The following is a 25802-nucleotide window of genomic DNA, read 5'->3' on the forward strand; positions in this document are numbered from 1 at the left end:
GACGCAAACGGACATGACACGCCCGGCCGCTAAAGTGGGGTTCGTCCGATGAGCCTGAGGAGATGACGTGCGACTACTGGTCACCGGGGGTGCCGGCTTCATCGGTGCCAATTTCGTTCATCAGACGGTGGCGACGCGTCCCGACGTGGAAGTCACGGTTCTCGACGCTCTGACCTACGCCGGAAATCGCCAGTCCCTGGCGTCCGTCGAGGACCGGATCACGTTTGTCCACGGCGACGTGGCCGACGAGCCGCTGGTCGACGATCTTGTCTCGCGCTCCGACGCAGTCGTGCACTTCGCGGCCGAAAGCCACAACGACAATTCCCTCGCCGACCCCGAACCGTTTCTGCGCACCAACGTCATGGGAACCTTCTCGCTCCTGCAGGCTGTGCGTTCGCACGGGGTCCGTTATCACCACATTTCGACCGACGAGGTGTACGGCGACCTCGAACTGGATGATCCGGCGAAGTTCACGGAGACGACACCGTACAACCCGTCGAGCCCGTACTCCGCGTCCAAGGCGTCGAGTGATCTGTTCGTGCGCGCCTGGGTGCGCTCGTTCGGGATCGCGGCGACCATCTCGAACTGCTCCAACAATTACGGCCCGTACCAGCATGTGGAGAAGTTCATCCCACGCCAGATCACCAATCTGCTCGACGGAGTGCGTCCACGGTTGTACGGGGAAGGCCGCAACGTCCGCGACTGGATTCACGTCGAGGACCACAACCGCGCCGTCTGGGACATTCTGGACCGCGGAAAGTCCGGCGAGACTTATCTGATCGGCGCCGACGGTGAAACCGACAACCGGACGGTGATTGCGGCTCTGCTCGAAATTTTCGGACGCAAGCCGGACGATTTCGACTTCGTCACCGACCGCCCTGGTCACGATCTGCGGTATGCGATCGATTCGACGCGACTGCAGCAGGAGCTCGGGTGGAAGCCGCAGTACCGCGATTTTCGAAGCGGACTGGAAGCCACCGTCGAGTGGTATCGCGACAACGAGCAGTGGTGGCGTCCGCAGAAGGCCGGCGTCGAGACGCAGTATTCCGCGGCCGAGAAAGTGATCTGACCGAACGTCAGGCTTTGGTGGGGTCCGGCACCCGCGAGCGCTCGTGCACGAGTGCATTGCGCAGGCCTCGTGATCCCGACAGTGCAGCCACGACTCCGGCAAAGACCTCACAGAGGGTGAACAGCAGCCTCGACGCCAGTGCGAGGCCGAGCGCGACGCCGGCATCCATGAACGGTGAAAGCGCTGCGACGATGACGGCTTCGCGGACACCGATTCCGGACGGGACGACGAACACGAGGACGCCCGCGCACATACCGAGGGCGAGAGCGCCGATGCACTGGACGAGCCCACGGATTTCGAAGCCCGCCGAACTGGACGCGAGCAACCACAACTGGATGCCGTAGAGCACCCAGCTTGCTGCGCACCAGCCCAATGCGAGCGCAATCTTGTGCATCGTGAGCGGCTTGTGCAGCGGCGTGCGGCGGAGCAGTTTCAGCGCAAGGTTCACCAGGCGTGTGAGCACCGGCGGGTAGGCGCAGACCAATGCGATCGGTACGAGGATGATCACGCCGACCGCTGCCGCCGTGCTGACCTCGAACAGGGCAGGTAGACCGAAGAGGCCGACGACCAGCGCCGAAGTTGTGCTCAACCCCACCGTGACCAGCACTGCGACAAAGCCTGCGGCACGGGACACACCGGCGCGCCTCACGAGTTCCGTTTGCAGAACGAAGGCCCAGACACTGCCGGGAAGGTACTTGCCGAGTTGGCCGACCAGATAAGCGCGAGCGGCGTCGAAGGCCGGGATCGGTTGTTCGAGGGCGCCGAGTGCGTGCTGCCAGGCCCGCACTGCGGCACCCATACCGAGGAAGATGAACACCGACGAGGCGGCAAGCGTCCACCAGTTCAGCTCGGTGATCGTGTTCTTGACCTCGGACCATTGGGACTTCACCGCGAAGATGATCGCGACGACGATCGCGAGGGTGACGAGGACCTTGAATGCGTTGACGAGAAGGCTGCGTAGAGCGTTCGGCTCTGCGGCCGGTTCGACGTCTTCGACCGGTTGTTCAGATTCGGGAGAGGTACTCACGCGCCTGCATCCCGCCCGTTCGTCATTTCGCAGACGATACCAACCAGGATTTGTCTCGCTAAACCACGAGCGGTTTGTCGGCGCGTTCCCGCCACCAGGTGAAGGCGTTCGACAGCGAGTCCGGAATGGCCGGTGACGTGCCGAAGCTGCCGGCGGCGTAGAGGTCTTCGATTGCGGAAATGTCCGCGTCCGAGATACCCGATCGGCTCATTCCGATCCGGTTGACACCGTTCAACGACACCGGGTTGCCGAATGCCTTCGAGAAGGGTGGAACGTCCTTGACCACGACGGTTCCCATCCCGATCATGGATCCGGAGCCGATGATGCGGCGTTGGTGCGCGACAGTGTGCATGCCTAGGTTGACGCTGTTTCCGACGCTGACGTGCCCGGCAAGCGTCGTGCCGGATGACACGACGCATCGGTCACCGATCTGCACGTCGTGCTCGATTCCCACTCTGTTCATCACGAAGCAGTCTTCGCCGATTTCGGTGCGGCGTTCGCTTCCCTGATGGACTGTGCTCAATTCGCGAATCGTCGTTCGAGCACCGATTCGAATTCCCAGACCGGCGCTGACGGACCAGGACGTCGGATGTAGAGCGCCGAGGATCTCGGGGGGAGCTCCCAAGACCGCTCCCGAGCCGATCCAGCAGTCGTCGCCGATCTCGAGCGGGCCAGTGAGTACCGCGTTCGGTCCGATCGTGACTCCCGCCCCGATCAGTACGTCGGCGCCGATCACGGCGGTCGGATGGATGTGGCAGTCGGTTCGTTCAGACATGCAGGTTCCGGAATCCTCTCGAAGTATCGAATCGTGTTTCGATACGCTTCCTGGGTTGTCGGGGTATTTCGTTCCGACGACGGTCGGATGAATCTATCGGAGGTAACTCAGTGATCGCGATATCCAGTATCTCGTTCGGGGAAGAAGTCGAGCGCGAGGTGCTGGACACTCTGCGATCGGGAATCGTCGCGCAGGGACCCAAGGTGAAGCGGCTCGAGGACGAGTTCGCGGCGCTGGTCGGAACGCGACACGCGGTGGCGGTGAACAACGGCACGACCGCATTGATCGCGGCTCTCCAGGTCCAGGATCTTCAGCCAGGTGACGAGGTTCTGACCACGCCGTTCACGTTCGTGGCCACCCTCAATGCGATTCTCGAGGCAGGCGCGACGGCGCGGTTCGCCGATATCTCCGAGTCCGATTTCAACATCGACCCGGCAGTCGCTGCCGATCGAATCGGTGACCGCACGAAGGTTCTGATGCCGGTTCATCTGTACGGACAGTCGGCTGACATGGGTGCCTTGATGCCGCTGGCATCGAAAAACGGTCTGACTGTCGTCGAGGACGCCGCTCAGGCCCACGGAGCGACGTACGACGGGCGAGGCGCCGGCAGTTTCGGTGTGGGTTGCTTCTCGTTCTATGCAACGAAGAACCTCACGACCGCCGAGGGCGGAATGATCACGACCGACGACGACGCGATCGCCGATCGACTTCGGGTCCTGCGCAACCAGGGCATGCGGGCGCGCTACCAGTACGAGATGGTCGGCCAGAACTACCGGATGACTGACCTCCAGGCGAGCTTGGCTCTGCCCCAGATGGCGACGTACATGCAGCAGGTCGAGGCGCGCCGCCGGAATGCGGAGGCCTTGCGTGTCGGCCTGAAGGACGTCGAAGGACTGATCCTGCCGAGCGAACTGTCCGGTCGTGGACATGTCTGGCATCAGTTCACCTTGCTGCTGGCCGAAGACGCACCGATCACTCGCGACCAGTTGAGTGAGCGTCTGGCCGCGAAGGACATCGGTAGCGGCATCTACTACCCGAAGGCCGTCTACGACTACGAGTGCTACCGCGAACATCCGCGCGTCGTCATCGACGAGACGCCGGTGGCCACTTCGGTCGCGTCGCGGTGCCTGAGCATCCCCGTCCACGCTGCGTTGTCCGCCGGCGACGTCGATCAGATCGTTGCCGCGGTACGCGGCGCCATGGAGGCCTGAAAAATGACTGCTAGCAAGCCACGTATCGCTCTTGTCGGATCCGGTCAGATGGGCTCGCTGCATGCGCGGGTCATCGCGCAGTCGGCGCTGTGCGAGTTGGATCTGCTGATCGAGCCGCGCGAGGAGCAGGGCAAAGCTGTTGCTGCGCGGTTCGATACGCGTTGGGCCGCCGATTTCGACTCCCTCGACGAGATCGATGCTGTCGTGATCGCTGCTGCTACGCCGGCGCACTACGAGTTGGCCGGGCGGGTTCTCGATCTGGGGAAGCCCGTCCTGGTGGAGAAGCCGTTGGCAGCGACGTACGAGCAGAGCGTCGACCTGGTCGATCGTTCACGCGCGTCCGGTGTTCCCCTGATGTGTGGGCTGCTCGAACGGTTCAATCCCGCTGTCCGCACCGCCCGTGAGTTCTCCGGCGATGTGTGGCAGGTGAACGGTATCCGCCACTCGCCGTTCGTTTCCCGCATTCCGACGGGTGTCGCGACGGACCTGCTGATTCACGATATCGACCTTGCCATCGGATTTGCCGGCTCGGAACCCAGTTTGGCAAAAGGGGAGTTCGGCTACTTCCACCCGACGTCCGTGCAGAACCGGTCGGAAGATTGCGCCGACGCCGTATTGCGCTTCGGATCAGGTGCTGTTGCAACGATTTCCGCGAGCCGGATCAGTCAGCGCAAGATTCGCCAGCTGTCGTTGCTCGAGGCCGATCGACTCATCGAGATCGATCTCCTGCGTCGCGACATCACGATCTACCGGCACATCGACGACAACATGCCCACCGATCGGGACGGCTACCAGCAGCAGACGGTCATCGAAATTCCGACGATCCGCTACAGCGAGGAACCGCTTGCCGCGCAGCTGACGCATTTCCTCGGATTGGTGCAGGGCACCGGTGACGCAGACGGTGAGCGAGCGTCGATTCTGCCCGCTCACCGCGCGGTTCACGAGGTGACGGAATCTGCGTTGGCTGCAGCGTTGTCGTCCTGACCGCTGCGTCGGCGTCGGAAGGCCCACGCTCCTTGAGACAGTGCCAGGAGCAATCCGACGCCGGCGACAGTCCAGCCGAAAGTGCTTCCGGGTGGACTGAATTCGATGGTGAGGGCGGATCCGGACGTGGCACTCGGCGGTAGATCGACCTGCAACAACCCGCCGGGGCTGGCCTTCGTCTCGACCGTCTGACCATCTACGGTCGCGCTCCAACCCGGCCAGGCCAGCAGGGCGAATGTGACCGTGCCTGATCCGGTGTATTCGACGGTTTCCCTGGTGTCCGTAGCGGCGGCATCGCCACGCACGTCGAGACCAGGCGTCGTTGCCGATACGCGACCGTCGGGCCACTGATGCTCGGTGGTGCGATGGCCGACCGTGACCACCCGATCCGGCGATACGGTCCACTCGCCCTCCGGTAGGGCGTCGAGGGCGCGTTTTCCGCCGTACGGTCCGGAATTCTGAACGACGACCGTGTCGACTCGCATCGCGTCGAGCCAGGACACACCCGTTCCCGGCGACTCAGCGAGCAGTCGGTCGACGCCGTCCGGACACTGGACGCCGCCGTAGTAGTTCAAGCACAGTGCTTGAACGAAATCGTTGTAGCTGATTCCGGCGTAGCTGTTGACGGCATTGACTCCGGCAGGCTGCCAGGCGTTGCCGAACAGGAGGTCACCCCACTGCCCGGTTTCGTTGTCCGGCGGGATGTTGACGGGGTCGGCAATCGCGAAAGTGGTTCCCTGGTAACGGTCCTCGAACTTGGACTCCAGGAATGCCACCTGCCGGGGGAACTTCCACGGTGTCACGTTGTAGTTTCCGGTGAACCAGAAATTGGTCTGAGCACTGAGCACGACGACGATGCCGACAGCGAGTGCACCGGCGAGGTAGCGGGGCTTTCGGTAGGCCACGACCAACGCGAAGACGGTGAGAACCACGGTGATTATCAGTGATGCCGAGTGAATACCGATGTCTTCCGGGACATTCGACCAGGCAAGATAGAACTGAAGTGCCAACAATCCCGCGGTGATGATTGATCTTGTCCGGATTCGATCACGATGCAGTCCGGCAGAGAGGGCGACCGCCGTGACCACGATGGCGGGCAGTTGACCGTACTCGAGCAGTCGCGCGGGCCAACGGAAAAGCCACAGATTCGACGGTCCGAGAAGTAGTACGACGTAAATTCCGCCGAAGACGAACAGCGAGACGCTGTGGCGGCCCAACTTCTTCAGTGACTTCCACTGAATCCACGGTGCGAGCGGTATGAGGAACCAAGCCAGGTACACCAGCGGAATCGTCATGGCAGGCGAAGCGAAAGCGGTGACGTACGGTTGGTTCGACGGGCCGGAGAGGTTGAGCAGGTCACCGAGATCGGGTCGAAGCGAACCGTCGTTCGCGATTCCGGACTGAGTACGCACCGACACGCCGGTGGTGAAGAGCAACGGTAGATACACGATCAGCGACATCATGATGATCGCTGCCGCGCTGATCATCAGTGATTTGATGCTGCCTGCGCGTTTGATTGCGATGCATTCCGCTATGACAGCGAGGTAGACGACCGCGACACCGACAGCGCCGTACGGGTTTCCGGTGGTCATCGCGAGATAGCCGAAAACGATCGGTACCAGGGGGTTCACTCGGCCGAGGGCGCTGGCGCGGGTAGACCACCAGACGTGGGGGATCCAGGCGAAGGCGATCAGCCCGGACGCCCAACTGGAGGCGTCGAAATAGAGCGTGTATCCGGCGAACGGCATGGCAAATCCGGCGATGAAAGCCATCGACCGATTGGCGCCGTACTGGCGGGCCACCAGATAAACGCCTACCGCGAGAATCGCCATGAATTGCATCTTGACCAGGGTGATTCCGATTCCCAGGTTCGGAATGAGTGCAATGGCAACCGAATCCAGAAGGATCACGGGATTGTATGTCCCGTAAAGGGCTTCGGCTGTGACATTGCCGCCGGCCCACAATTCGGGAATGAGCGTCGGCCATGACCCGGACAGGATTCGCTGGCCGATCGTGTGCCAACCAGGCGTGAAAGCTGCTGCGCTGTCGTCCCAGTAGTAGAACCACCGATTGGAGATCAGTGGGATGGCGGCGACGATCGACACCAGAGCGGCGAGAAGAATTGGCGGCACCACGCGTTGTGCGAGCGGTAAGTCAGATTTCACGATGTGCTTTCGTCTTCGAGTCGATGGCTGTTGTTCGGAGCCTGGGTCGTGCTCTTTTTCTCGGAGCCTGGGCTGCGCCTTGTTTCTCGGAGCGTAGTATTCCGACGAGTTCGAACTGCAGTCGGGGAAGTAAGGAGATCGGGACGTGGCGACATCGCGAACGGAACCCGTTCGTGGGGAACCAGCTACGCCGGAACTCTCGGTGATCATCCCCGCATACAACTCAGGCGAGGTGCTGGAGTCGACGGTGCGTCAATTCGCCGAGTACTTCACCAGCCGCCCGGCCGAGAGCGCCGGTCAGGTCGAGATCATCGTCGTGGAGAACGGTTCGACGGACAACACTGCCGACGTGTGTGCTGCTCTGGCAGCTTCCTGGTCTTGGCCTGGAGTGACCTTCCTGCCGATGAGCAGCGACAAAGGGATGGGCGCAGCGCTTCGCGCCGGGACGCTTGCTTCTCGTGGACGACGCGTGTTGCTCACCGCGGACGACCTTCCGTTCGGTTTCGGTGACATCGAAGGCGCCGACCGCGTGATGGCGGATCTAGGGTCCGTCCCGCCGGTGGTCATCGGTTCAAAGGCTCATTCGGACTCAGAGGTGGAACGTGGCTTGCTGCGTTCGGTGATGACGGGTGGATTCGCGACGCTGCGACGGGTGGTGCTGGGTACCCGCACGGGCGATCCCCAGGGAACTTTCATCGTCGACGGTGTCTTGCTGCGTCGAATCGCACCCTCGTTGACCGAGCGTGGCTTCCTTTTCACCACCGAATTGGACTACGCGCTCGAATTGGCTGGGGTGCGCCCGGTCGAGGTCCCGATCCGACTCAGCGACGATCATCTGGCGCACGCGAGCCGTATCTCGCCCAAGGACGTGGTCCAGATGGCGAAGGGTCTGTTGTCGCTTCGTCGGCGAAAGACCGAGCTGCGCTCCGCCGCTGCAGTGAGTAATCACGGGTAGACCTGGTGTGACTCGGTGCCCGGGGCGCCGAGGTGCGGATTCGCGATACCCTGCGGGGCGTGGATACCGTGAACACGACCGATGACCAGTCCGATTCCGGAGTCGAGTTGATCGAACGCAGCGCGACGTCGGATCGACTGCTGGCGCAGCGGACGTTGTTCACCGGAACTTCGCCCGTCGCCAGTGACGAACTGTATGCGGTGACCAAGGTCGGAATGTCGACGCGATCGCGATTCGAGTTGCGGCTTCAGCCCGGGGCCGTCGCACACACCAACACCTTCTTCGGTCGTTTTCCGGCCAGCTACTGGCAGCGCTGGACCAACGTCACCGAGGTCACTGTCACCGCGCATGTCGTGGCCGATACCGCTTGCCGCATCCAGATCCAGGCCTCGGACATCGGTGGTCACCGCCGGATCGTGACGAACGTCGTCGTGACCGGCGACGAGCGAGTGTCCATGACCGCCCCGCTCGATACTTTCGTCGACGGCGGGGCACTGTGGCTGCAGTTCGAAGCGCAGGGTGGCGGCGCAGTGGTCGACGATGTGGAATGGACCGTCGTCTCGCCGGAGTCGATTCGCCCGGTAGCCGTGGCGATCTGCACGTTCAATCGTGCGGACGACTGTGCGCGCACGGTCGAGGCCCTCGCGTCCGACGAGCGTGTACTCGCGTTGCTCGACGCTCTGTACGTCGTCGATCAGGGAACGGATCCGGTAGAGAGCCGTGAGCTGTTCCAGGAAGTGTCGAAGAAGTTCGGTTCGCGGTTGCAGTATCTGCGGCAGGCGAACCTAGGTGGTGCGGGCGGGTTCACGCGGGGCTTGTACGAAGCTTCGGCGGCCGGACCGCACGCCGACGTGATCTTGATGGACGATGACATTCTGTGCGAGCCCGAATCGGTTCTTCGACTGAGTGCGTTCGCGAACATGACGACGGAGCCGGCTTTGATCGGCGCCCAGATGCTCTTTCTGTTCAACCCCGACTTCCTGTTGGCTTCGGGTGAACGCGTCGATCTGGGCACCCTGCAGCGTGGTGTACCGACCGATGAGCACGGTGTTCGCAACCGGAGTGTGCTCGAGAAGCTGCCGGAACGCCGCGTGGATGCCGAATACAACGGCTGGTGGTCTTGCCTGATCCCTGCCGAAGCCATCGAGCGGATCGGCTTGCCACTGCCGGTCTTCTTCCAGTGGGACGACGTCGAGTACAGCTTGCGGGCTGGGCGGGCCGGGATTCCCACCATCACGTTGCCGTCGGCTGCTGTCTGGCATGCGGACTTCTATTGGAAGGACGTCGACGGTTTTGCGCACTACTTCAGTACGCGCAACGGACTGATCACCGCTGCGCTTGACCCAGGGTTTGCACCCAAAACCCTCGCGAAGCAGCTCTCCCGCGACATTTCGCATTCGATCGTGGGTTTGCAGTACGGCCTTGCACACACGCAACTCCGGGCAATCGAGGGATTCCTCGAGGGGCCGGAAGGTTTGGCGGACGGTGGGCAGGAGGCGCTTGCCGCGATCAACCAGGAACGTAAGCGCTTCCCCGAGACGGTAACTCGCCCGGCGTCGGAGTTGCCGGGCAGGCTGCCGATCCGCCGCGTTGCGCCCAGCCCGAAACCCGGTTTGTGGACGGACCTCGTTCTGGCGAAACGCGCTGTGATGCAGGCTCGCAATCACCTCGAGCGAGGTCCGGTGGCGATTTCGTACGAGGACGCGCAGTGGTGGCACGTCGGACGTTTCGATCACGTCTTCGTCACCGATGCTTCGCAGGGAGGCGTGCGTGAACGCCGCTTCGACAGCGAGAAGGCCGCCGAGATGAGCGGCCGCCTCGCCGGCGTCATGAAGCGGTTCCTCGCCGAAGCGCCAAGTGTGGCTGAAGCATTCGCTCGCGAGTTCCCGCAGCTCACCAGCCGCGAGAACTGGGCCCGTCTGTACGAAAAGTGAGCCTCAGCGCACTATCTTGGCGATGACCTGCTCGTTGTCGACGGTGTACCCGAGGTATTCGAACGAGATGCCGGTGCGTGTGACGAACTCCGTCCACGCCCGGTACTCGTGCTGCTGCCACCCGGGATAGTTGAAGAATTCGTCGAAGACGACGATCGACCCGGGGACCAGGCGGTCGCCGAGGAGATCGAGCACCGTCTTGGTGGACGAGTAGAGATCGGCGTCGAGGTGCAGGAACGCAACGGGGCCGGGTTCGTCGTTCAGGAACGAGGGCAGGGTGTCCTCGAAGAGGCCCGGAACAAGTTGCGCTCCAGGTACTTCGGGGACTGATTCCTGAGCGAACTCACCAACCGGGAACCCGGTCCGCCAGGTTTCCGGAAGGCCGGAGAACACGTCGAAACCCGCGACGGTTCCCTCGCGTTCGGTGAATGCCTCCGCGATGATCCTGAGTGTGGTTCCGCTGGCAACGCCGAATTCGAGTGCCATGCCGGGTATTTCGATCAATCCCAGTGCATGGCGAAGCGTGTCGTGTGGGTGGCCGAACGTCTCGGCGACGCGAAGGTGTTCGAGGATGAACTCTGCGGTCGATGCCGTCGCTTGCAGGTCCACGGCGTAGGCCAGATCCCGTCGCTGACGAAATTCCAGTTCGTCGATCCTGGACCGGAGGCCCGCGATGTCACCGCGGGCCCCGGCCAGTTCGTCACGTGAGAGCGTCAGCGCATCGAGGATCTGTTGCGTGCGATCTGCGTTGCGCCGGTCGGCGGCCTCGACCACCTCGGATACCGCACGCTGAAGCTTGGTTCTGGCGCTGGAACGGAACTGCTCGAACATGGCAACCTCTCGTCGGGATCACTCCCATGCTGCCAGGCTTTGTTCGCTACCGGTCCCGACCGCGGTAGTGACTCTTGAGTTGTCGGGAGATCACCTTGATCTCCCGCGTCCTCTCTGCCTGCAGACGAGCATCGCTTCGCGCGGCGTTCCATGCATTCTCTCGCTGTAGTTTCCGGTAGCTCGCAAGTCTCCGTTCGTCGATATCGCCACGCCCGAGTGCGCTCAGGACTGCGCATCCCGGCTCGGAGTTGTGTGCGCAATCGGAGAACCGGCACTCTGCAATCAGCTCCTCGATCTCGGGGAACGTCTTGTCGATCCCCTCCGCTGCGTTCCACATGCCGACCCCTCGCAGGCCGGGTGTGTCGATCAGTGTCCGGCCGCCGGAGAATGAGATCAACTCTCTGGTGACGGTGGTGTGGCGTCCCTTTCCGTCACCGGTCCGAACGCGACCGGTCTCGAGTCGATCGGCGTCTGTGGTGTCCGCGAGGAGGGCGTTCGCGAGCGTCGACTTACCGGCGCCTGATGGACCGAGTATCGCCACGGTGCCGTCCAGAACTGCATCGAGTACATCCATTCCTTCGTTGGTCTCGGCACTGACGGCCAGCACTGTTGCGCCGGGCGCAATGGCAGTGACCTCGGCGAGAGTGTCGGAGATATAGTGAGCTGCATCCGATTTGGTGAGTGCGACGACAGGGGTTGCACCACTTTCCCAGGCGAGTGCGAGTAGTCGCTCGATGCGCCCGAGATCGACGTCGCCGTCCGAAGCCGTGGCGATGACGACGGTGTCGACATTGGCCGCCAGAATCTGGCCTTCCGATTTTCCGGATGCCGAGGATCGAACGATGCTGCTTGATCGAGGGAGTATCGAAGTGACCGTGTGCATCTCGGGTTCGCGTGAGTCCCGTAACTCGGCCACGGCGACCCAGTCACCCGTACAGAGTGGATCGCTGCCGCTGAGTGCGCGAACTGTGCCTTCGGCGACGGCCACGTCACACCGCCCCCGGTCGGCGCGAAGAACGCGCCCGGGTGCGGAGTCCGGTGGGGCCAGGGCAGTGAATGTGTTCGAGAGTGTTGCGTTCCAACCGTATTCGGTCAGGGGCGCGCTGTTTTCCGGCATGGTGAGTGTGTCCTCGAGTACGAAGAAGTGTGAATGTTGACGGTGCTGAAACTGCGGAACACGACAGTCATCAATACTCACTCCTCGAAAATCTCAGGACGCACCATGCGTCGGATCAGAATCGTCTCAGCCGCGGTCGCGACTGTGCAACTGATTTAAAAGAGATCGGCCAACTGATTCAACTCAGGCCGACTGACTCAACTCGGGCGTGCGAACTTCTCTTCCCGGCCGAGCTTGCGCAGTCGCATCCACTCGCGCAGTCCGGCCGGATCGCGGCGGGTGATCAGGAAGTACCAGCCGAACCGAACCCATTCCTGCGGAAGCAGTTTCCGCATTCCCGGTTGGGAGAGGATGTATCCACGGTTGCGGTACGTGAAGTAGCGCTTCGTGTCGTTGTCGGGGTACTGCGTGTGCATGCGTCCGCCGAGGATCGGCTTGAACTCGTCCGCGCCGTTGGGGTGGACGTAGGCAGTTTGCAGGCAGGTACCGAACTTCAGGCCGGAGCGCACGAGGCGACGGTGTACCTCGACCTCGTCGCCGCGGACGAACAGGCGTAGATCCGGAACTCCGACGGCATCGATCGCGTCGGCGGTGAACAGTGCGCCGTTGAAGAGGGACGCGATGCCGGGCAGGAGATCCTCGTCGCCGAGCTCGGAACGCAACCGGCGCCACGACGTGCCGCGGCGAAGTGGGAAGGCAAGGCGGTCGGGGTCGTCGATGTCGCAGACGACGGGGGAGACCTCGGCCAGGTCGTTCCGAATTGCACAGTCGAGCAGTGTTTCCAGGACCTCAGGCCCCTCCGGGCGGCCGTCGTCGTCGGCGAGCCAGACGCGGTCGGCGCCGAGTGAAAGCGCGTAGAGAATGCCAAGAGCAAATCCTCCGGCACCGCCGAGGTTGTGCTGAGAACCGATGTAACTGGTCGGCAGTGGAGCGTTGTCGACGAGCTCTTTCACATCGGCTTCGTCGGCATTGTCGACGACAACCAGATGATCGAGCGGACGCGACTGGGTGCTGAGAACCTTCAAGGATTCGGCCAGCAGTTCACGACGCTTGTGAGTGACGACGACCCCGATGATTTTCTCGGGTGCGCTCACGGGGTGTTCTCCCGTTCCATTTCCTTGATCACGTGGCGCACATGTTCGGCGGCGTCGTCACCTTCGTAGGCGCGTACGACGTCTTCGATGTCGCCTTGCATGCGGATCTGGCCGTGGTCGATCCACATCGCACTGTTGCACAGCTGAGCGAGGAATTCGTTGGAGTGGCTGGCGAATACCAGGATGCCGGAGCGTTCCACCAGCTTCTGCAGCCGGATGCGGGCCTTCTTCATGAATTCCGCGTCGACGGCACCGATGCCCTCGTCGAGAAGCAAGATCTCGGGATCGATACTGGTCACGACGCCCATGGCAACGCGAACGCGCATACCGGTGGAGTAGGTACGCAGTGGCATGGAGAGGTATTCACCGAGTTCGGTGAATTCGGCGATCTCGTCCATCTTCGCGAGCATCTGCTTGCGGGTCTGACCAAGGAACAGGCCGCGGATGATGATGTTCTCGTACCCGGAGATTTCCGGGTCCATGCCGACACCGAGGTCGAAGACGGGTGCGACGCGTCCGCGAATGCTGGCGGATCCCCGGGTCGGTTCGTAGATTCCGGAGAGCAGGCGCAGCAGGGTGGATTTGCCGGCGCCGTTGTGGCCGACGAGCCCGATGCGGTCGCCTTCCTTGAGCGTCATCGTGATGTCGCGGAGCGCTTCGACGACGACGACATCGGAGTCGTTGCGGCCGATGGATCCTCCGGCCTTGCCGAGGAAGGCCTTCTTGAGCGAGCGGGATTTCGCGTCGAAGATCGGGAAGTCGACGCACGCGTTCTGCGTGTGGATGCTGACTGGCTGACTCATGTGTTTCCTCTAGACCCAGTAGGGCACGCGTGCCCGGTACTTGCGGAGTGCCAGAATCGCGACGGCCCAGCCGACGACGGTGAAGGCGATGACGATGTACCAGTGGTATGCCTGCTGGTCGGCCCCGATGAGTGGTGCTCGGATGATCTCGAGGTAGTGGTACAGCGGATTGAGTTCGGCGAGCCGGACCCGTTCCATGGCTTGCCCACCCTGGTCCTTGAGGGCCTGAGTTGTCCACATGATCGGCGTCAGCACGAACAGCAGCAGGGTGAGGCTGCCGAGGATGGGGGCGATGTCGCGGTACCGGGTGGAGAAGATACCGAAGACGATCGAGACCCACAGCGTGTTCGCGACGATCAGCACGAATGCCGGTATTGCCGCGAGCGCCGTCCAGCTCATGTTCTGCCAGATACTGAACGCGAACAGAAGAACTATGTAGATCGCGAAGTTGTGCGCGAAGAACAGCACCTGACGCCAAACCAGGCGATACACATGCACGCTCAATGCCGACGGCAACTGCTTGATCAGGCCCTCGTTGGCGATGAAGACCTCGGAGCCTTCGAGGATGCTTGCACTGATCAGGTTCCACACGATCAGCCCGACCGTGACGTACGGCAGGAACTCCTTGAGCGGAATGTTCAGCAACGCGGAGTACAGAAGACCCATCGCGGCGGCCTGAACGCCGGTGGCGATCGTGATCCAGAACGGACCGATCACCGACCGGCGGTAGCGCTGTTTGATGTCCTGCCAGCCGAGGCTGAGCCACAACTCACGCTGATTCAGACCGTCGCGAAGGTCTTTGAACGCACGACGGAACGTCTGGGAGTCGGACACGGGCGCAGGTGCGTCCGGCGTCTCGGATTCGATTGCGGATGCTGACACGGAGGTCGAGCCTACCGGCCTGGCGTCGGCGCCGGATTTCCCTCGGACCTAGCGGTGGTCCGAGTTACAGATACTGGCCGGTTCCTGGGCTCTGTTGGTCTGGATGTGCAGGCGAATGCGGAGCCCCGATGCTCATGCCGGGAGGCAGTGCGCCCTGACGCATTTGTTCGAGCTGAGCGCGCGCTGCCATCTGCTGCGCGAACAGTGCGGTTTGAATTCCGTGGAACAGTCCTTCGAGCCAGCCGACGAGTTGGGCCTGTGCGATGCGCAGTTCGGCGTCCGAGGGAATGGAGTCGTCGGTGAACGGGAGGCTCAGTCGCTCGAGTTCTTCACGGAGTTCGGGTGCCAGGCCCTGTTCCAGTTCTCGGATGGACGAGGTGTGGATGTCCTTGAGGCGCTTGCGGCTGGCGTCGTCGAGCGGCGCGGCGCGCACTTCTTCCAAGAGTTGTTTGATCATCGTGCCGATTCGCATGACCTTCGCCGGCTGCTCGACCATCTCGGCGACGGACTCGGCTTCGGATTCCGCGCCTTCGGTGGTGCCGGATGTGGAGGCCTCTGCCTCGGCCGCCGGCATCGCGACGGGTCGACCGTCGGGTCCGATAACGAGTACCTGCTCTTTGTCGGGGTTCGTCATGCTTCCATCTTGTCGTGTGTGGGCGACAAACGCCGCGTAACCCCCAAAAAGTTAGCTATCGAATAACTGTACTGACGGGTAATTAGGTGACTGCCTTCGACTAAGCGGGCGTCTGCACCTAGAGTGTCGAGCATGGCTTACGACGTTGCCCGCGTACGGGGGTTGATTCCCTCACTCGGTGACGGCTGGATCCACCTCGATCCGCAGGCCGGAATGCAGATCCCGGACGCCGTCTCGCGGACGGTCTCCACCGCGTTCCGTGCCTCTGCATCTTCTTCCTCCGGTCGCCACGTCTCGAACCGTCGTAGTGCTGCCATTCTCGACAGTGCGCGCACCGCGGTCGCCGATCTGGTCGGCGGAGATCCTGCGGGAGTCGTTCTCGGATCAGACCGAGCGGTGTTGTTGGCTTGGCTCGCCGAGTCGCTGAGTTCGCGGTTGGGCCTCGGAACCGGTCTCGTGCTCTCGCGCCTCGACGAAGAGGCGAACGTCGCGCCCTGGCTTCGTGTGGCCAGTCGCTACGGCGCCCAGGTGCGATGGGCAGAGGTCGAAATCGAAACGTGTGAGCTCCCGAGTTGGCAGTTCAACGATCTCATCACCTCGACCACTCGATTGGTGGCCTTGACGGCCGCATCACCGGTCGTCGGTTCGGCTCCGAACGTCCGCGCCGCAGCTGATCGTCTGCACGAATTCGGCGGACTGATGGTGGTCGACGCCGTCGGTGCAGCGCCATATGCGCATGTGGACATGGCTGATCTCGGGGCGGACATCGTTGCCGTCAGCGCGCCGTCGTGGGGCGGTCCACAGGTGGGCGCACTCGTCTTCCGCGATCCCGGACTGCTCGACCGAATTCCGGCCGTGTCGCTCAACCCGTACGCGCGTGGCGCCGAGCGACTCGAGGTGGGCGGTCATCAGTTCGCGCTGCTGTCCGGTCTCACGTCGTCGATCGATTTCCTGGCCGGGTTGGACGAATCGGCAACGGGAACCAGGCGTGAGCGCCTCGAAACCTCGATCAGCTCGCTACAGGACTATCAGGACGGTCTGTTCGATCACCTCATGCGTTCTCTCGCAGCCCTGCCCAACGTGATGGTGATCGGCGGCGCACCCACGCGGGTGCCGACGCTCAGTTTCACACTCGAGGGGATGGCGGCAGACAAGGTCGCGGCGCACCTGGCCGACAAGCGCATCGCGACGGTCAGCGGTACGCATGGTGGTTCCAGGCTGCTCGACGCCCTCGGTGTCAACGACGAAGGCGGCGCGGTCACCGTCGGCCTTGCGCCGTACACGACGCGGTACGAGATCAATCAGCTGGTCGCCGAACTCGGCGCCCTGGGCTGATCGATCCCGCTCGGCTCACTTCACGGTGAGGATGACCTTGCCTACGGTTTCCGGCGAATCCAGCAACTGATGGGCTAATGGCGCCTCGGTGATCGGAAGTTCGGTCGACACGATCGGTTGAACCGATCCGTCTGCGATCAACGGCCACAACTTCGCGCGGACGTCGGCGACGATGTCCGCTTTACCGCCTGGGCCGGTGAGCGGACGCCCGCGCAGGCCCGTCGACGTGATGTTTCCGCGCTTTCCCATCAGCTTGGCGATGTCGACTTCGCCCTTGCGGCCACCCTGCATTCCGATGATCACGACGTGGCCGTCCATGGCGAGTGCGTCGACGTTGCGCCCGAGGTACGACGCTCCCATGTTGTCCAGAACCACATCGGCGCCGTGGTTGTCGGTGGCTTCGGCGAGTGATGCTACGAAGTCGCTGTCGCGATAGTTGATGAGAATATCCGCGCCCAATTCGCGGCAGCGGTTTAATTTGTCCTCCGAACCCGCGGTAACTGCGACGCGGGCGCCGAGGGCTTTGCCGACCTGGATGGCGTGGGTGCCGATTCCGCCGCCACCGCCATGGACGAGGAGGACTTGTCCGCGTCGGAGACCGCCGCGCATCACGACGTTCGACCACACCGTGCACGCAACTTCCGGCAGTGACGCTGCGACACGGAGATCGACGCCCGCGGGAACGGGGAGAAGTTGTGTTGCCGGGACCGCAACCTTCTCGGCATAGCCACCGCCGGCCAGCAATGCGCAGACTTCGTCGCCGTCGGACCAACCGGTGACGTCTTCGCCGAGTTCGGTGATCACACCCGAGCATTCGAGGCCGAGAATGTCACTCGCGCCGGGCGGCGGCGGGTAGAAGCCTTGACGTTGGAGCAGGTCGGCGCGGTTGACTGCGGTCGCGGCGACCTCGACGAGTACGTGCCCGCGAGGTAGTTCAGGATCGGGCTGCTGCGCCCATTTCATGACCTCGGGACCGCCGGGCTGATCGATCGTTATGGCGTACATGGATACGACGCTAGCGAATCTCCCCGCTGACGGGTGTTTTGCCGCTACCGTCGCGGACGTGACTTACTTCGGGAACATGCAGAACGAGATCTATCTGACGGGACTGAGCGGCGCGAAGCCGGCTTTGCCGATGACTGCGGCAGGCTTGGAAGATGCCGCGCGCGAGCAACTCTCACCGGAGGCCTTCGGGTACATCGCCGGTAGCGCGTCGACCGAACGAACCGCGGTGTCGAATCTGCGGGCGTTCGACAAGCATGCGATCGTGCCGCGGATGTTGCGGGGGACTGCGGCGCCCGACGCGCGTGATCTGAGCGTCGAGGTGTTGGGGACGCGGTTGGCTGCACCGATCCTGACGGCTCCGGTGGGCGTGCTCGGCTTGGTCCACGACGACGCCGAGGTTGCGGTCGGTTCGGTCACTGCCGAGTTGGGGATCGGATCGATTCTCTCGACGGCGGCATCCTCGACCATCGAAGACGTAGCGGCGGCCTCCGGCGAGAACTGGTGGTACCAGCTGTACTGGCCGGCCGACGACGAACTTGCGGAGTCGTTTGTCCGCCGAGCGGAGACGGCGGGCGCGAAGGCTATCGTCCTGACTGCCGACACTCCCGGTATGGGCTGGCGTCCAAGGGATCTCGAGCTCGGCCACCTTCCGTTCCTGCAGGCGAAGGGTATTGCCAACTATCTGTCGGATCCGGTGTTCCGCGCAAAACTGGCCACGCCTCCCGAGGAGAGTGCAGAAGCCCTGCAGATCGCGGTTCTGACGTGGGTGTCGTTGTTCGGCAATCACGCGGTGCGGATCGCGGATATCGCGAAACTTCGCCAGTGGACGACACTTCCGATCGCGGTGAAGGGAATTGTCCATCCCGACGACGCACGTGAGGCCGTCGCGGCCGGCGCCAACGGCATCGTCGTGAGCAACCATGGTGGGCGTCAGGTCGACGGGTCGATTTCGGCACTAGATGCTCTCGGTCCCGTCGCTGATGCGGTGGGGCATGAGGTGGACATCCTGATGGACTCCGGAATTCGTTGTGGCGCAGACGTAATCAAGGCTCTGGCCTTGGGTGCCGATGCAGTGCTGTACGGGCGGCCGTGGGTGTACGGGTTGGGATTGGCCGGAGCGGACGGAGTGCGTCATGCATTGCGCAGTCTCCTGGCCGACCTGGATCTCACGATGGGACTGGCGGGGCTGGCATCTGTCGCCGAAATCGACCGTTCGATCCTGATGTCCAATTCGTGACTTTAGGGTGAGTCTTACTGTGACGGGCGGACACAGGTCTAAACTTGGAACCTGTGACAGCTGAAGCGACAACCGAGGAGACATCGCAGGTGGCGCACGGTGAGACACCGTGGCTGACGCCGTGCGAGATGCGTGCATGGCGCGGCTACATGGACGGTAATCAGCGCCTCATGGAGGTTCTCAACCGCGAACTGCAGGATTCACACGACCTGTCGTTGGCCGATTACCGCATTTTGGTCATGCTCTCGGAGTCAGCTGACGGGTCGTTGCGGATGAGTGACCTGGCAGACGGCGTGCTGTCTTCGCGGAGTCGCCTCACACACCAGATCAGGCGGATGGAATCTCAGGGCATCGTCGTGCGAGACACTTGCGTCGAAGATGGTCGCGGCGTGCTCGCGCGGATCACGGAAGAGGGTAGGCGTCGCCTCGCCGAGGCGGCACCTACTCACGTGGCCGGAGTGCGGAACAATCTGGTCGATCTGCTGACTCCCCAGGAACTGGACGTGCTGGCAGACGTCTTCGAGAAGGTCGACAAAGCCATCGGCGAGCGCTGACTTCTGGAGCCGTTTTCGCGGTCCGTGGGAACACCCGATAGGATCGCCCACGGAAGCGTGGCAGAGCGGCCGAATGCACTCGCCTTGAAAGCGAGCGTGGCGTTAAACCCACCGGGGGTTCAAATCCCTCCGCTTCCGCCAAAGCAAAGGCTCTGACCTCGGACTTCGGTCCAGGTCAGAGCCTTTACTGTTTTCGGAGTCACACTGCTTGGGTAGTGGGCGTCAGAACCGCACGGTGAACACCACGTGGTGATTCTCTCGGGCCGCGCGCTGGAAAAAGTCCGCCACTTCCTGAAGCCAGCCCCAGGCGTACCCGCGCTCGTCGGAGCCGTACTCCGGGTTGCGGTCGTCGAGTGGCATTGCGTCGTAGCGCACGCCGAACTCGGATTCGGTGACTTCCGCCAGGTACGAGGAGACTTCGGCGACCCGATCGGGTGCCAGGTAGGTGACGAGTTGGTCGTCGGTGTCGGTGTTGAGGTCTTCGTCCCCCAAGATCACGCCGTAGGCCGGCCAGTTCTCGGACACGCGCTCGTACCCCGTGCTGGAGAGGGCGCACAGGATCGGATCCCACGCCTTGTCCGTGTCGCACGAGAACTCGGATCGGCCCGTCTCCTCGATGTCCTCGACCACAGCGCCGAGTTTGTCGTCGTCGCCGCGCGCGTCCAGAAGTTCCGCTGCCACGCTGTCTGACAGCGCGAAATGCACTCCAAGTTCCATGGCGTGATGCTAACGGCCGACCTTGCCGCCGTCCCGCCGTCACTACAAGACGAATCGACTTAGGTAACGATCCTGCTCTGCCTCCGACCGAAGTTACCCATGGAGGGCCTGCTGTCATACATACTTCATCGGTGATTCCGACAAAACGGACCGGCCTTTCTGTTATATCGCTGGTGATCCTCGTCGTCGCGGGGTTGCTGGTCGCAGCCCCTGCCAGCAGCGCCGCGCCGCCGCCTGACTGGAAATACACAATGGTGGCGTTCAGCAATGCCAGCGACCGTGACATGGATGTCTACGAGTCGGCTGACGGCACCGGCTTTCAACTCGTCCAGCAGTCGGCGTACAGGCCGCCATCTGGGCTCGTGCGTGATCCGAGCATCTTCCGGAACACGGACGGGTTGTACTACCTCACCTACACGACGGGTGGTGGGGCGAACATCGGGTTTGCACGCAGCAGCGACCGCATCAACTGGACGCCGCTAGGGAACTATCCGGTTCCGTTTTGCTGCGCCTTGATGCCTGGTACGGGAGATGGCACCGGTTCTGCGAGCCCCCCGGGCTTCTCGGGTTCGGCTGGTTTCAGCGACGGACCGTCGCTGTCACCATTCGTCACCAAGGCCTGGGCGCCTGAATGGTTTGTGGACGGCGATCGCGTCAACGTCATCCTGTCGATGTCGACCGGTGGAGGATTTGTGCCGTATCTGATGACGGCGTTGGAACCGTCGCTCCGGTTGTGGAGCCCGCCTGTTCCGCTCGCCGGGATCGGTGCGGACCACATCGACACCACCGTGGTCAAAGTCGGATCGACCTATCATGCGTTCACCAAGAACGAGACGAGGAAGGTCGTCGAGCATGCGGTGGCTCCTTCGGTGGCGGGACCTTATTCGTTTGTCCCGCCCGGGAATTGGGGTTCGCTTGTCGAAGGTCCGGCCGTGGTTCAGTTGCCGAGCGGCGACTGGCGGATCTATCTCGACGCCTATACCGAAGGAAAGTATCTCTACTCCGACAGCACGGACGGGCTGAACACCTGGTCTCCTGTGCAAGAGGTTCCTGGGGTGTCCGGGACTGCACGGCATCTCGGCATCATGAGAGAACCGGCATAACTTTCGACCCCGAGTTGGTAAGGCTCTGATCAAGGACTCCGGTCTTGGTCAGAGCCTTTTCTCGTACTTGCGTACTACTTGTGTGCGTCGCCTGCGCGAATCAGTGATTGACAAGCTAACGATGCGATTCCGGTGGGTCCGACGAGTTCGCGCCGACCACGAAGTGAGTATCTCCGCGTGAGCTGTGCAGAGTTGCGCTCCCAGGCCCCGCTCGGGCGCCGTACTTCACGATTGATTGCCAAGTAATGCCTGTTAGTTTCATCTTCAAGTACGCGCGCTGGCTTGATGCCCGCACTTTCGGTCTTCAACTGCTCTGAGGCCCGCGAAATGCGGATTCAATTCGATTTGCCGCACTGTTTCTGAGGGATCTTCTCGTCCGTAAACGGTGACCTTGCTCATAGTGGGACCTAGGTCCTTTTCGCTGCTGATAAGCCTGTCGATATATATCTGTTACCGAAAGTTCACCCTAAATCCAGGATGGGGGAGATGGCGCGCTGGCGGGCAAACAGGACGATTGGTACCGTCCGGTAACTAATTCAGTTAGTTGTCGGCTACCGCTCTGGTTGCTGTGTCACGTGGAGGAGCAGTTCATGTCGATCGAATCGCAAAACGGCGTATCCCACCGTCGATCGAGGGCCGCGGTAGGGCTCGCGGCGTGTGCGGTTGCCGCGCTGTCGTCGGGTGTGGTCTTCGCAGGGAGCGCATCGGCAACGCCGACGGCGTTGGCGGACAAGTTCGCGAGCACTGTCACCGATGACGGTTGGTCGTTGGATCTTGCCGCCACGAAACTGTCGGCGAACCCGGTGCCGAATCTGGCGACGACGGCGTTCACTCGTGAGGGGTTCGTGTCGGCGAAGGTGACCGGCACGATCGGTGGTGCGGGTGATTCGGCGGTGAAGACCGGTTATGTCGAGCAGGGGTTGCAGATTGGCTGCCAGATCGATGTTTCCTCCGGACTTGGCTTGGGGCTTGGTTTTTCGCTCGGTCCGTCTGTCGGTGTGAGTATTTCGGGTGTCCCGTCGGCGAACGTGGGTGTGAATGCGTCGGTGAATCCGAGTATTCAGTCGACGATTGCGCCGGGCACGATCACGACGATTCCGTTGGGGAAGAAGGATCTCGAGTCGTCGAAGGCGTCGATCACGGCAGAGAACGTGCACGTGAAGGTTGATGCGTGCATGGGGCCGGTGACGATCCGCTCGTACGCACAACTCTCGGTGTCGACGGCGACGTCCGACAACACGTTGTTCGTGTACTCCGATCCCACCTGGCTCTAACCCACGCAGCCGTCGTCAGCGCTGCTGGCGACTATTCCCGATCCGTCCCGTCCAGGGGTGGTTACTCATCACGCCCACAAAGGAGAAATCATGAAGATTCGTACCTTGGCCACTGCCGGAACTCTCACCGCAGGTATCGCCCTGATCGGTGTTCTCGGCGCCGGCGTGGCATCTGCCGCAACTCCGATCGTCGAACCGGAACATGGCCGGATCGGTCTGTCGCTCTCGAATGCGGAAACCGCGGCATTGGCGGCGAGCCCGATTCCTGATGCGATTGCGAACATCGTTCCAGGTTCGCTGAGGGGGGTCTGGTTGGCGCCTGGTTCCGCGATAACTGTTACCGATGGCAAGGTCGACGCCCTCGAAGGAGCTGTGCTCGGTGAAGCAGCCGCGCGTGGTGGGCATGCCAATGTCTTTGTCTCCGACCCGAATCACCCCGCCAGTGAGGGGCACATAGTGCTGACGGAGCAGTACTGGAACTGATACCAGGCCGAACGTCGGCGACCCGTTGTCCCCGCTCTCCCTTCCTATTTGGAGTTCCAGCCATGACCGTCAACAACGCCGAACGCCGCAGTGTCCAGTCGGAATCCACTGCCGTCGATAGTAAAGACGTTGCAGACGTTGATGACTGGGATCCGGACAGCGAACTCAGTCCACTTTCCAAGGCTGTGATCGCCACCGCAGTCGGACTGGGGTTGCTGATCGCGGCATTCGCGGTGATCGGGAAGCTCGCCGGCTGGGCGAACGACTACGGGACGATCCTGGTTTACCTGGCATTCTTCTTGTGGATGTCGATCTCCGGACGGTTGTTCTGGTGGGGCGCAGACAAACTCATCGCGCTACTCCGAACGAAGAAGAGTGACAATCGTGGTGCGCACCGGTGAAGTCCGGTAGACGACTTCGCCGGACTCTCGCGGGAGTGCTTGCCGCCGGGGCGCTGTTGACCGGAGCGGCCGGAGTGATCGGTGCGGGAATCGCACTCTCCGCCGCTCCGGCGAACGCGACGCCGGAAGAAGACTGCGCGGCGGTGCGGGCACGTGATCATCAGATCTACCTGAATCTCATTGCGTCGCTGCCACCTGGTGCACCCATCCCGCCAGAGATCATCAACCCGTGCCTGAGTGCGCCGTCCACGACGGCGACAGTTGCGCCGACGACCACGGTCGGGCTCCCCGGTGCGCAGGCTCCAGGCGGTGGCCCGAATGTCGGCGCGAATGCTCCGACGAACTTTCCCACCTACAACGGCACCCCCATCGTCCCTGTGCCGACGATCGAGGTTCCGCCCATTACTTCCGAGTCCCCGGCCTCGGAAACTGGTGTCGGTGCATTCCCCAATGCATCGGCATCAGCGGTTCCCTCACCCACACCCACCCCGGGTGAGGGAACCACCACCGATCGTGGTCCCGGACCGATCCCCGCGGATTCGGATTCGAATATCGCACCGGCCCAAACGGTTCCGGGCCCGGCAGCAGATGTTTCCACCGCCGGGGAGGACTCGGGCCGTGACCGGTATCTCGAACTGGTCCTCGTCGGGGCCGCGGCGTTCACCGCTGCGGGTATGAGAGTGAGGGGGCGGCCGGGACCGTTCAGTGCGCGTGTGAGCGCGCGTCCGTGGGAGTCGGTTCTCTCCCAGGTAGTCGGTACGGTCGCGAAACCGTTCATGCCGTATTTCGTCGGCGGTCAGGACGTCGTGGTCATCCCCGACCCAGGTGGCGGACAACGCACCATCTTCCTCATTCACGACGAAACCTCCTCGCATGAAGCTGAAATGGTGGTCGACCTACCACCCGGCGGACACATGAGCATCAACGACGACGGGTCCGTCGGTGTCTACGACGCGAACGGAGACTTGCAGGGCACCGTTGCCGCTGCGTGGGCGTACGACGTCAACGGCGATCCGGTTCCCACCTACTACGAGATCCGTGACGGCAAGCTCTACCAAGTCGTTATCCCGACCCCGGGCGTCATCTACCCGGTCACTGCTGACGGCCCCTACGGCGGCAGCGACCCGGTCACCGGACGAGACGTCACCGCTACACCCCTTCAAGGCGGCGGTGAGGTCGTCAACCAGTCCGGCGGACCGGTCATGGTCAACGTCCCGACAGACTCCCCCTACAACGACGTCGGCGGGATCGACCCACTGGGCAATCTCGACATGGATCCGCCGACGCAGCCGGCACCGACAACGCCTCTGCCGTTCGATATCGGATCGCCGACCGACTCGGGCACCGATACGAGCGAGCCTCCGTGGAACCCACTCGACAACCTCGACATGGACGCCCCGACGCAGCCGGCACCGACAACACCACTGCCGTTCGATATCGGATCGCCGACCGACTCGGGCACCGATACACCCGGGGGTACAGCGAGCGACCCTCCGTGGAACCCACTCGACAACCTCGACATGGAAACGCAGACGCAGCCAGATCCTCCAATGGAATTACCATTCGGGATCTTTGACTCTGATCCCAACAACGGTTTGATCGGCCCCGCGCAGAGGGCCGCGAACCAACGGGCGCTCGCCCATGGCGACGTACCTGCTGACTTCACTGGCAACGTCCCTCTGACCGCACAGCAACAACTTGACGACCTGCAATGGCAGGTGGATCAGATGCGAGACCGCGGCTATACAGATTCCGAGATCGCAACTGTCTTGAGTAAAGGCAGCACCGCGCTCGGTGGCCCCGCCTCGGGCTTGCAATCTGCGGGCGCCCTTGCGAACACCGGTGTGCATCATGCTGGTTCGCTCCCGAGCGCTGCGCAGGCCGCTCGGTCGGCGGCAGTGGGTACTGTTTTAAGCAGATTATCGGTGGCAGTTGAGGTTGCCTCGGGTGTCATCAAGTGGCGCGAAGGCGCGCCACGTGGCGAAACTGTGGGAAATTCCGGTGGCGCAATCGCATTGGGATGGGCAGGCGGCAAAGGTGGCGCCGCACTCGGCGGGTTTCTCGGCGGCCCGATAGGTGCCGCAGTCGGGGGCGGAATCGGTGCAATCGGAGGATCGCTACTCGGGGCATACTTGGGTACCCGGGCAGGCCGATCATTTGATTGAAGCCTTAGACAATGATCGATCGCTCCAAGAGAAGGGACTGAGACCGT

24 protein-coding genes and 1 tRNA gene are annotated in these 25802 nt (G+C 62.6%); 14 read left to right on the forward strand and 11 right to left on the reverse strand.

The genetic code is table 11. The features are described 5' to 3' along the window. The first annotated feature begins 67 nt into the window (after nt 1-67). A complete protein-coding gene (gene rfbB / locus ABH939_RS26945; RefSeq protein WP_064687979.1) occupies nt 68-1069 on the forward strand; it encodes a dTDP-glucose 4,6-dehydratase in 1002 nt (333 codons plus the stop codon). A gap of 7 nt (nt 1070-1076) precedes the next feature. On the opposite strand, the gene ABH939_RS26950 is transcribed toward rfbB, so the two are convergent. Further along, nucleotides 1077-2096, reverse strand: coding sequence for a lysylphosphatidylglycerol synthase transmembrane domain-containing protein (locus ABH939_RS26950; protein ID WP_151097593.1), 1020 nt, complete (start codon nt 2094-2096; stop codon nt 1077-1079). Between the two features lie 58 nt (nt 2097-2154). Continuing rightward, nucleotides 2155-2871, reverse strand: a complete 717-nt coding sequence (locus ABH939_RS26955; RefSeq protein ID WP_151097596.1) for a DapH/DapD/GlmU-related protein — start codon at nt 2869-2871, stop codon at nt 2155-2157. A gap of 110 nt (nt 2872-2981) precedes the next feature. Between ABH939_RS26955 and ABH939_RS26960 the strand changes: the two genes are divergently transcribed. Together ABH939_RS26960 and ABH939_RS26965 are read left to right on the forward strand one after the other, a co-directional pair. Continuing rightward, entirely contained in the window at nt 2982-4082 is a 1101-nt protein-coding gene (locus ABH939_RS26960; protein WP_042950324.1) for a DegT/DnrJ/EryC1/StrS aminotransferase family protein, read from the forward strand. Between the two features lie 3 nt (nt 4083-4085). Next, the gene (locus ABH939_RS26965; RefSeq protein WP_063315249.1) at nt 4086-5066 is read left to right on the forward strand and encodes a Gfo/Idh/MocA family protein; all 981 of its coding nucleotides are present in this window, start codon (nt 4086-4088) and stop codon (nt 5064-5066) included. Here ABH939_RS26965 and ABH939_RS26970 read toward each other — a convergent pair. After that, nucleotides 5021-7231: a hypothetical protein gene (locus ABH939_RS26970; RefSeq protein ID WP_064442974.1), complete on the reverse strand. Its 2211-nt coding sequence runs from the start codon at nt 7229-7231 to the stop codon at nt 5021-5023. The genes ABH939_RS26965 and ABH939_RS26970 overlap by 46 nt on opposite strands. A gap of 145 nt (nt 7232-7376) precedes the next feature. Here ABH939_RS26970 and ABH939_RS26975 point away from each other — a divergent pair, with 145 nt between their 5' ends. Beyond that, complete coding sequence (locus tag ABH939_RS26975) at nt 7377-8186, forward strand: glycosyltransferase (RefSeq protein WP_054827093.1); 810 nt, start codon at nt 7377-7379, stop codon at nt 8184-8186. Between the two features lie 68 nt (nt 8187-8254). Next, nucleotides 8255-10120, forward strand: coding sequence for a glycosyltransferase (locus ABH939_RS26980; RefSeq protein ID WP_158170273.1), 1866 nt, complete (start codon nt 8255-8257; stop codon nt 10118-10120). Nucleotides 10121-10123: 3 nt separating this feature from the next. Here ABH939_RS26980 and ABH939_RS26985 read toward each other — a convergent pair whose 3' ends face one another. The 6 genes from ABH939_RS26985 to ABH939_RS27010 all read right to left on the reverse strand — a co-directional run bounded on the left by ABH939_RS26985 (nt 10124) and on the right by ABH939_RS27010 (nt 15481). Next, nucleotides 10124-10951, reverse strand: a complete 828-nt coding sequence (locus tag ABH939_RS26985) for a TylF/MycF/NovP-related O-methyltransferase (protein ID WP_007731781.1) — start codon at nt 10949-10951, stop codon at nt 10124-10126. 46 nt (nt 10952-10997) lie between these two features. Further along, on the reverse strand, nt 10998-12068 hold the full coding sequence (rsgA, locus tag ABH939_RS26990; protein ID WP_277377849.1) for a ribosome small subunit-dependent GTPase A: 1071 nt from the start codon (nt 12066-12068) through the stop codon (nt 10998-11000). Nucleotides 12069-12265: 197 nt separating this feature from the next. Beyond that, nucleotides 12266-13162, reverse strand: coding sequence for a glycosyltransferase (locus ABH939_RS26995; RefSeq protein WP_404650402.1), 897 nt, complete (start codon nt 13160-13162; stop codon nt 12266-12268). After that, complete coding sequence (locus ABH939_RS27000; RefSeq protein ID WP_007731776.1) at nt 13159-13965, reverse strand: ABC transporter ATP-binding protein; 807 nt, start codon at nt 13963-13965, stop codon at nt 13159-13161. Before ABH939_RS27000 ends, ABH939_RS26995 begins: the two co-directional genes overlap by 4 nt. A gap of 9 nt (nt 13966-13974) precedes the next feature. Further along, entirely contained in the window at nt 13975-14847 is an 873-nt protein-coding gene (locus ABH939_RS27005; RefSeq protein WP_064442976.1) for an ABC transporter permease, read from the reverse strand. 64 nt (nt 14848-14911) lie between these two features. Next, complete coding sequence (locus tag ABH939_RS27010) at nt 14912-15481, reverse strand: bacterial proteasome activator family protein (protein WP_003943894.1); 570 nt, start codon at nt 15479-15481, stop codon at nt 14912-14914. Nucleotides 15482-15613: 132 nt separating this feature from the next. Here ABH939_RS27010 and ABH939_RS27015 point away from each other — a divergent pair, with 132 nt between their 5' ends. Continuing rightward, nucleotides 15614-16816 (forward strand): cysteine desulfurase-like protein, encoded by a 1203-nt coding sequence (locus tag ABH939_RS27015; protein ID WP_378540727.1) that lies wholly within the window; start codon nt 15614-15616, stop codon nt 16814-16816. 15 nt (nt 16817-16831) lie between these two features. Here ABH939_RS27015 and ABH939_RS27020 read toward each other — a convergent pair whose 3' ends face one another. Continuing rightward, entirely contained in the window at nt 16832-17821 is a 990-nt protein-coding gene (locus ABH939_RS27020) for an NAD(P)H-quinone oxidoreductase (RefSeq protein WP_404650403.1), read from the reverse strand. Between ABH939_RS27020 and ABH939_RS27025 the strand changes: the two genes are divergently transcribed. From ABH939_RS27025 to ABH939_RS27035, 3 genes are all read left to right on the forward strand, one after another. Next, the gene (locus tag ABH939_RS27025; RefSeq protein ID WP_044480920.1) at nt 17820-19058 is read left to right on the forward strand and encodes a lactate 2-monooxygenase; all 1239 of its coding nucleotides are present in this window, start codon (nt 17820-17822) and stop codon (nt 19056-19058) included. The genes ABH939_RS27020 and ABH939_RS27025 overlap by 2 nt on opposite strands. A 128-nt stretch (nt 19059-19186) precedes the next feature. Next, nucleotides 19187-19612: a MarR family winged helix-turn-helix transcriptional regulator gene (locus tag ABH939_RS27030; protein ID WP_020968140.1), complete on the forward strand. Its 426-nt coding sequence runs from the start codon at nt 19187-19189 to the stop codon at nt 19610-19612. Between the two features lie 51 nt (nt 19613-19663). Next, nucleotides 19664-19753, forward strand: a tRNA-Ser gene (locus ABH939_RS27035). Nucleotides 19754-19834: 81 nt separating this feature from the next. On the opposite strand, the gene ABH939_RS27040 is transcribed toward ABH939_RS27035, so the two are convergent. Further along, nucleotides 19835-20329, reverse strand: coding sequence for a YfbM family protein (locus tag ABH939_RS27040; protein WP_404650404.1), 495 nt, complete (start codon nt 20327-20329; stop codon nt 19835-19837). Nucleotides 20330-20580: 251 nt separating this feature from the next. Between ABH939_RS27040 and ABH939_RS27045 the strand changes: the two genes are divergently transcribed. The 5 genes from ABH939_RS27045 to ABH939_RS27065 all read left to right on the forward strand — a co-directional run bounded on the left by ABH939_RS27045 (nt 20581) and on the right by ABH939_RS27065 (nt 25755). Next, nucleotides 20581-21432, forward strand: a complete 852-nt coding sequence (locus ABH939_RS27045; protein WP_228232609.1) for an arabinofuranosidase — start codon at nt 20581-20583, stop codon at nt 21430-21432. Between the two features lie 590 nt (nt 21433-22022). Continuing rightward, nucleotides 22023-22706 carry an MspA family porin gene (locus ABH939_RS27050; RefSeq protein WP_020968149.1) on the forward strand — a complete coding sequence of 228 codons (684 nt, stop codon included), beginning with the start codon at nt 22023-22025 and terminating at the stop codon, nt 22704-22706. Between the two features lie 90 nt (nt 22707-22796). Further along, entirely contained in the window at nt 22797-23189 is a 393-nt protein-coding gene (locus tag ABH939_RS27055) for a hypothetical protein (protein ID WP_020968150.1), read from the forward strand. A gap of 62 nt (nt 23190-23251) precedes the next feature. Further along, nucleotides 23252-23590 carry a hypothetical protein gene (locus ABH939_RS27060; protein WP_029254242.1) on the forward strand — a complete coding sequence of 113 codons (339 nt, stop codon included), beginning with the start codon at nt 23252-23254 and terminating at the stop codon, nt 23588-23590. Continuing rightward, a complete protein-coding gene (locus ABH939_RS27065; RefSeq protein ID WP_190287624.1) occupies nt 23587-25755 on the forward strand; it encodes a hypothetical protein in 2169 nt (722 codons plus the stop codon). The genes ABH939_RS27060 and ABH939_RS27065 overlap by 4 nt, the downstream gene beginning before the upstream one ends. Nucleotides 25756-25802 lie beyond the last annotated feature (47 nt).

Origin of the sequence: Rhodococcus sp. 27YEA6, assembly GCF_044908235.1 — a bacterium.
Classification (GTDB): Bacteria; Actinomycetota; Actinomycetes; order Mycobacteriales; family Mycobacteriaceae; genus Rhodococcus_F; species Rhodococcus_F qingshengii.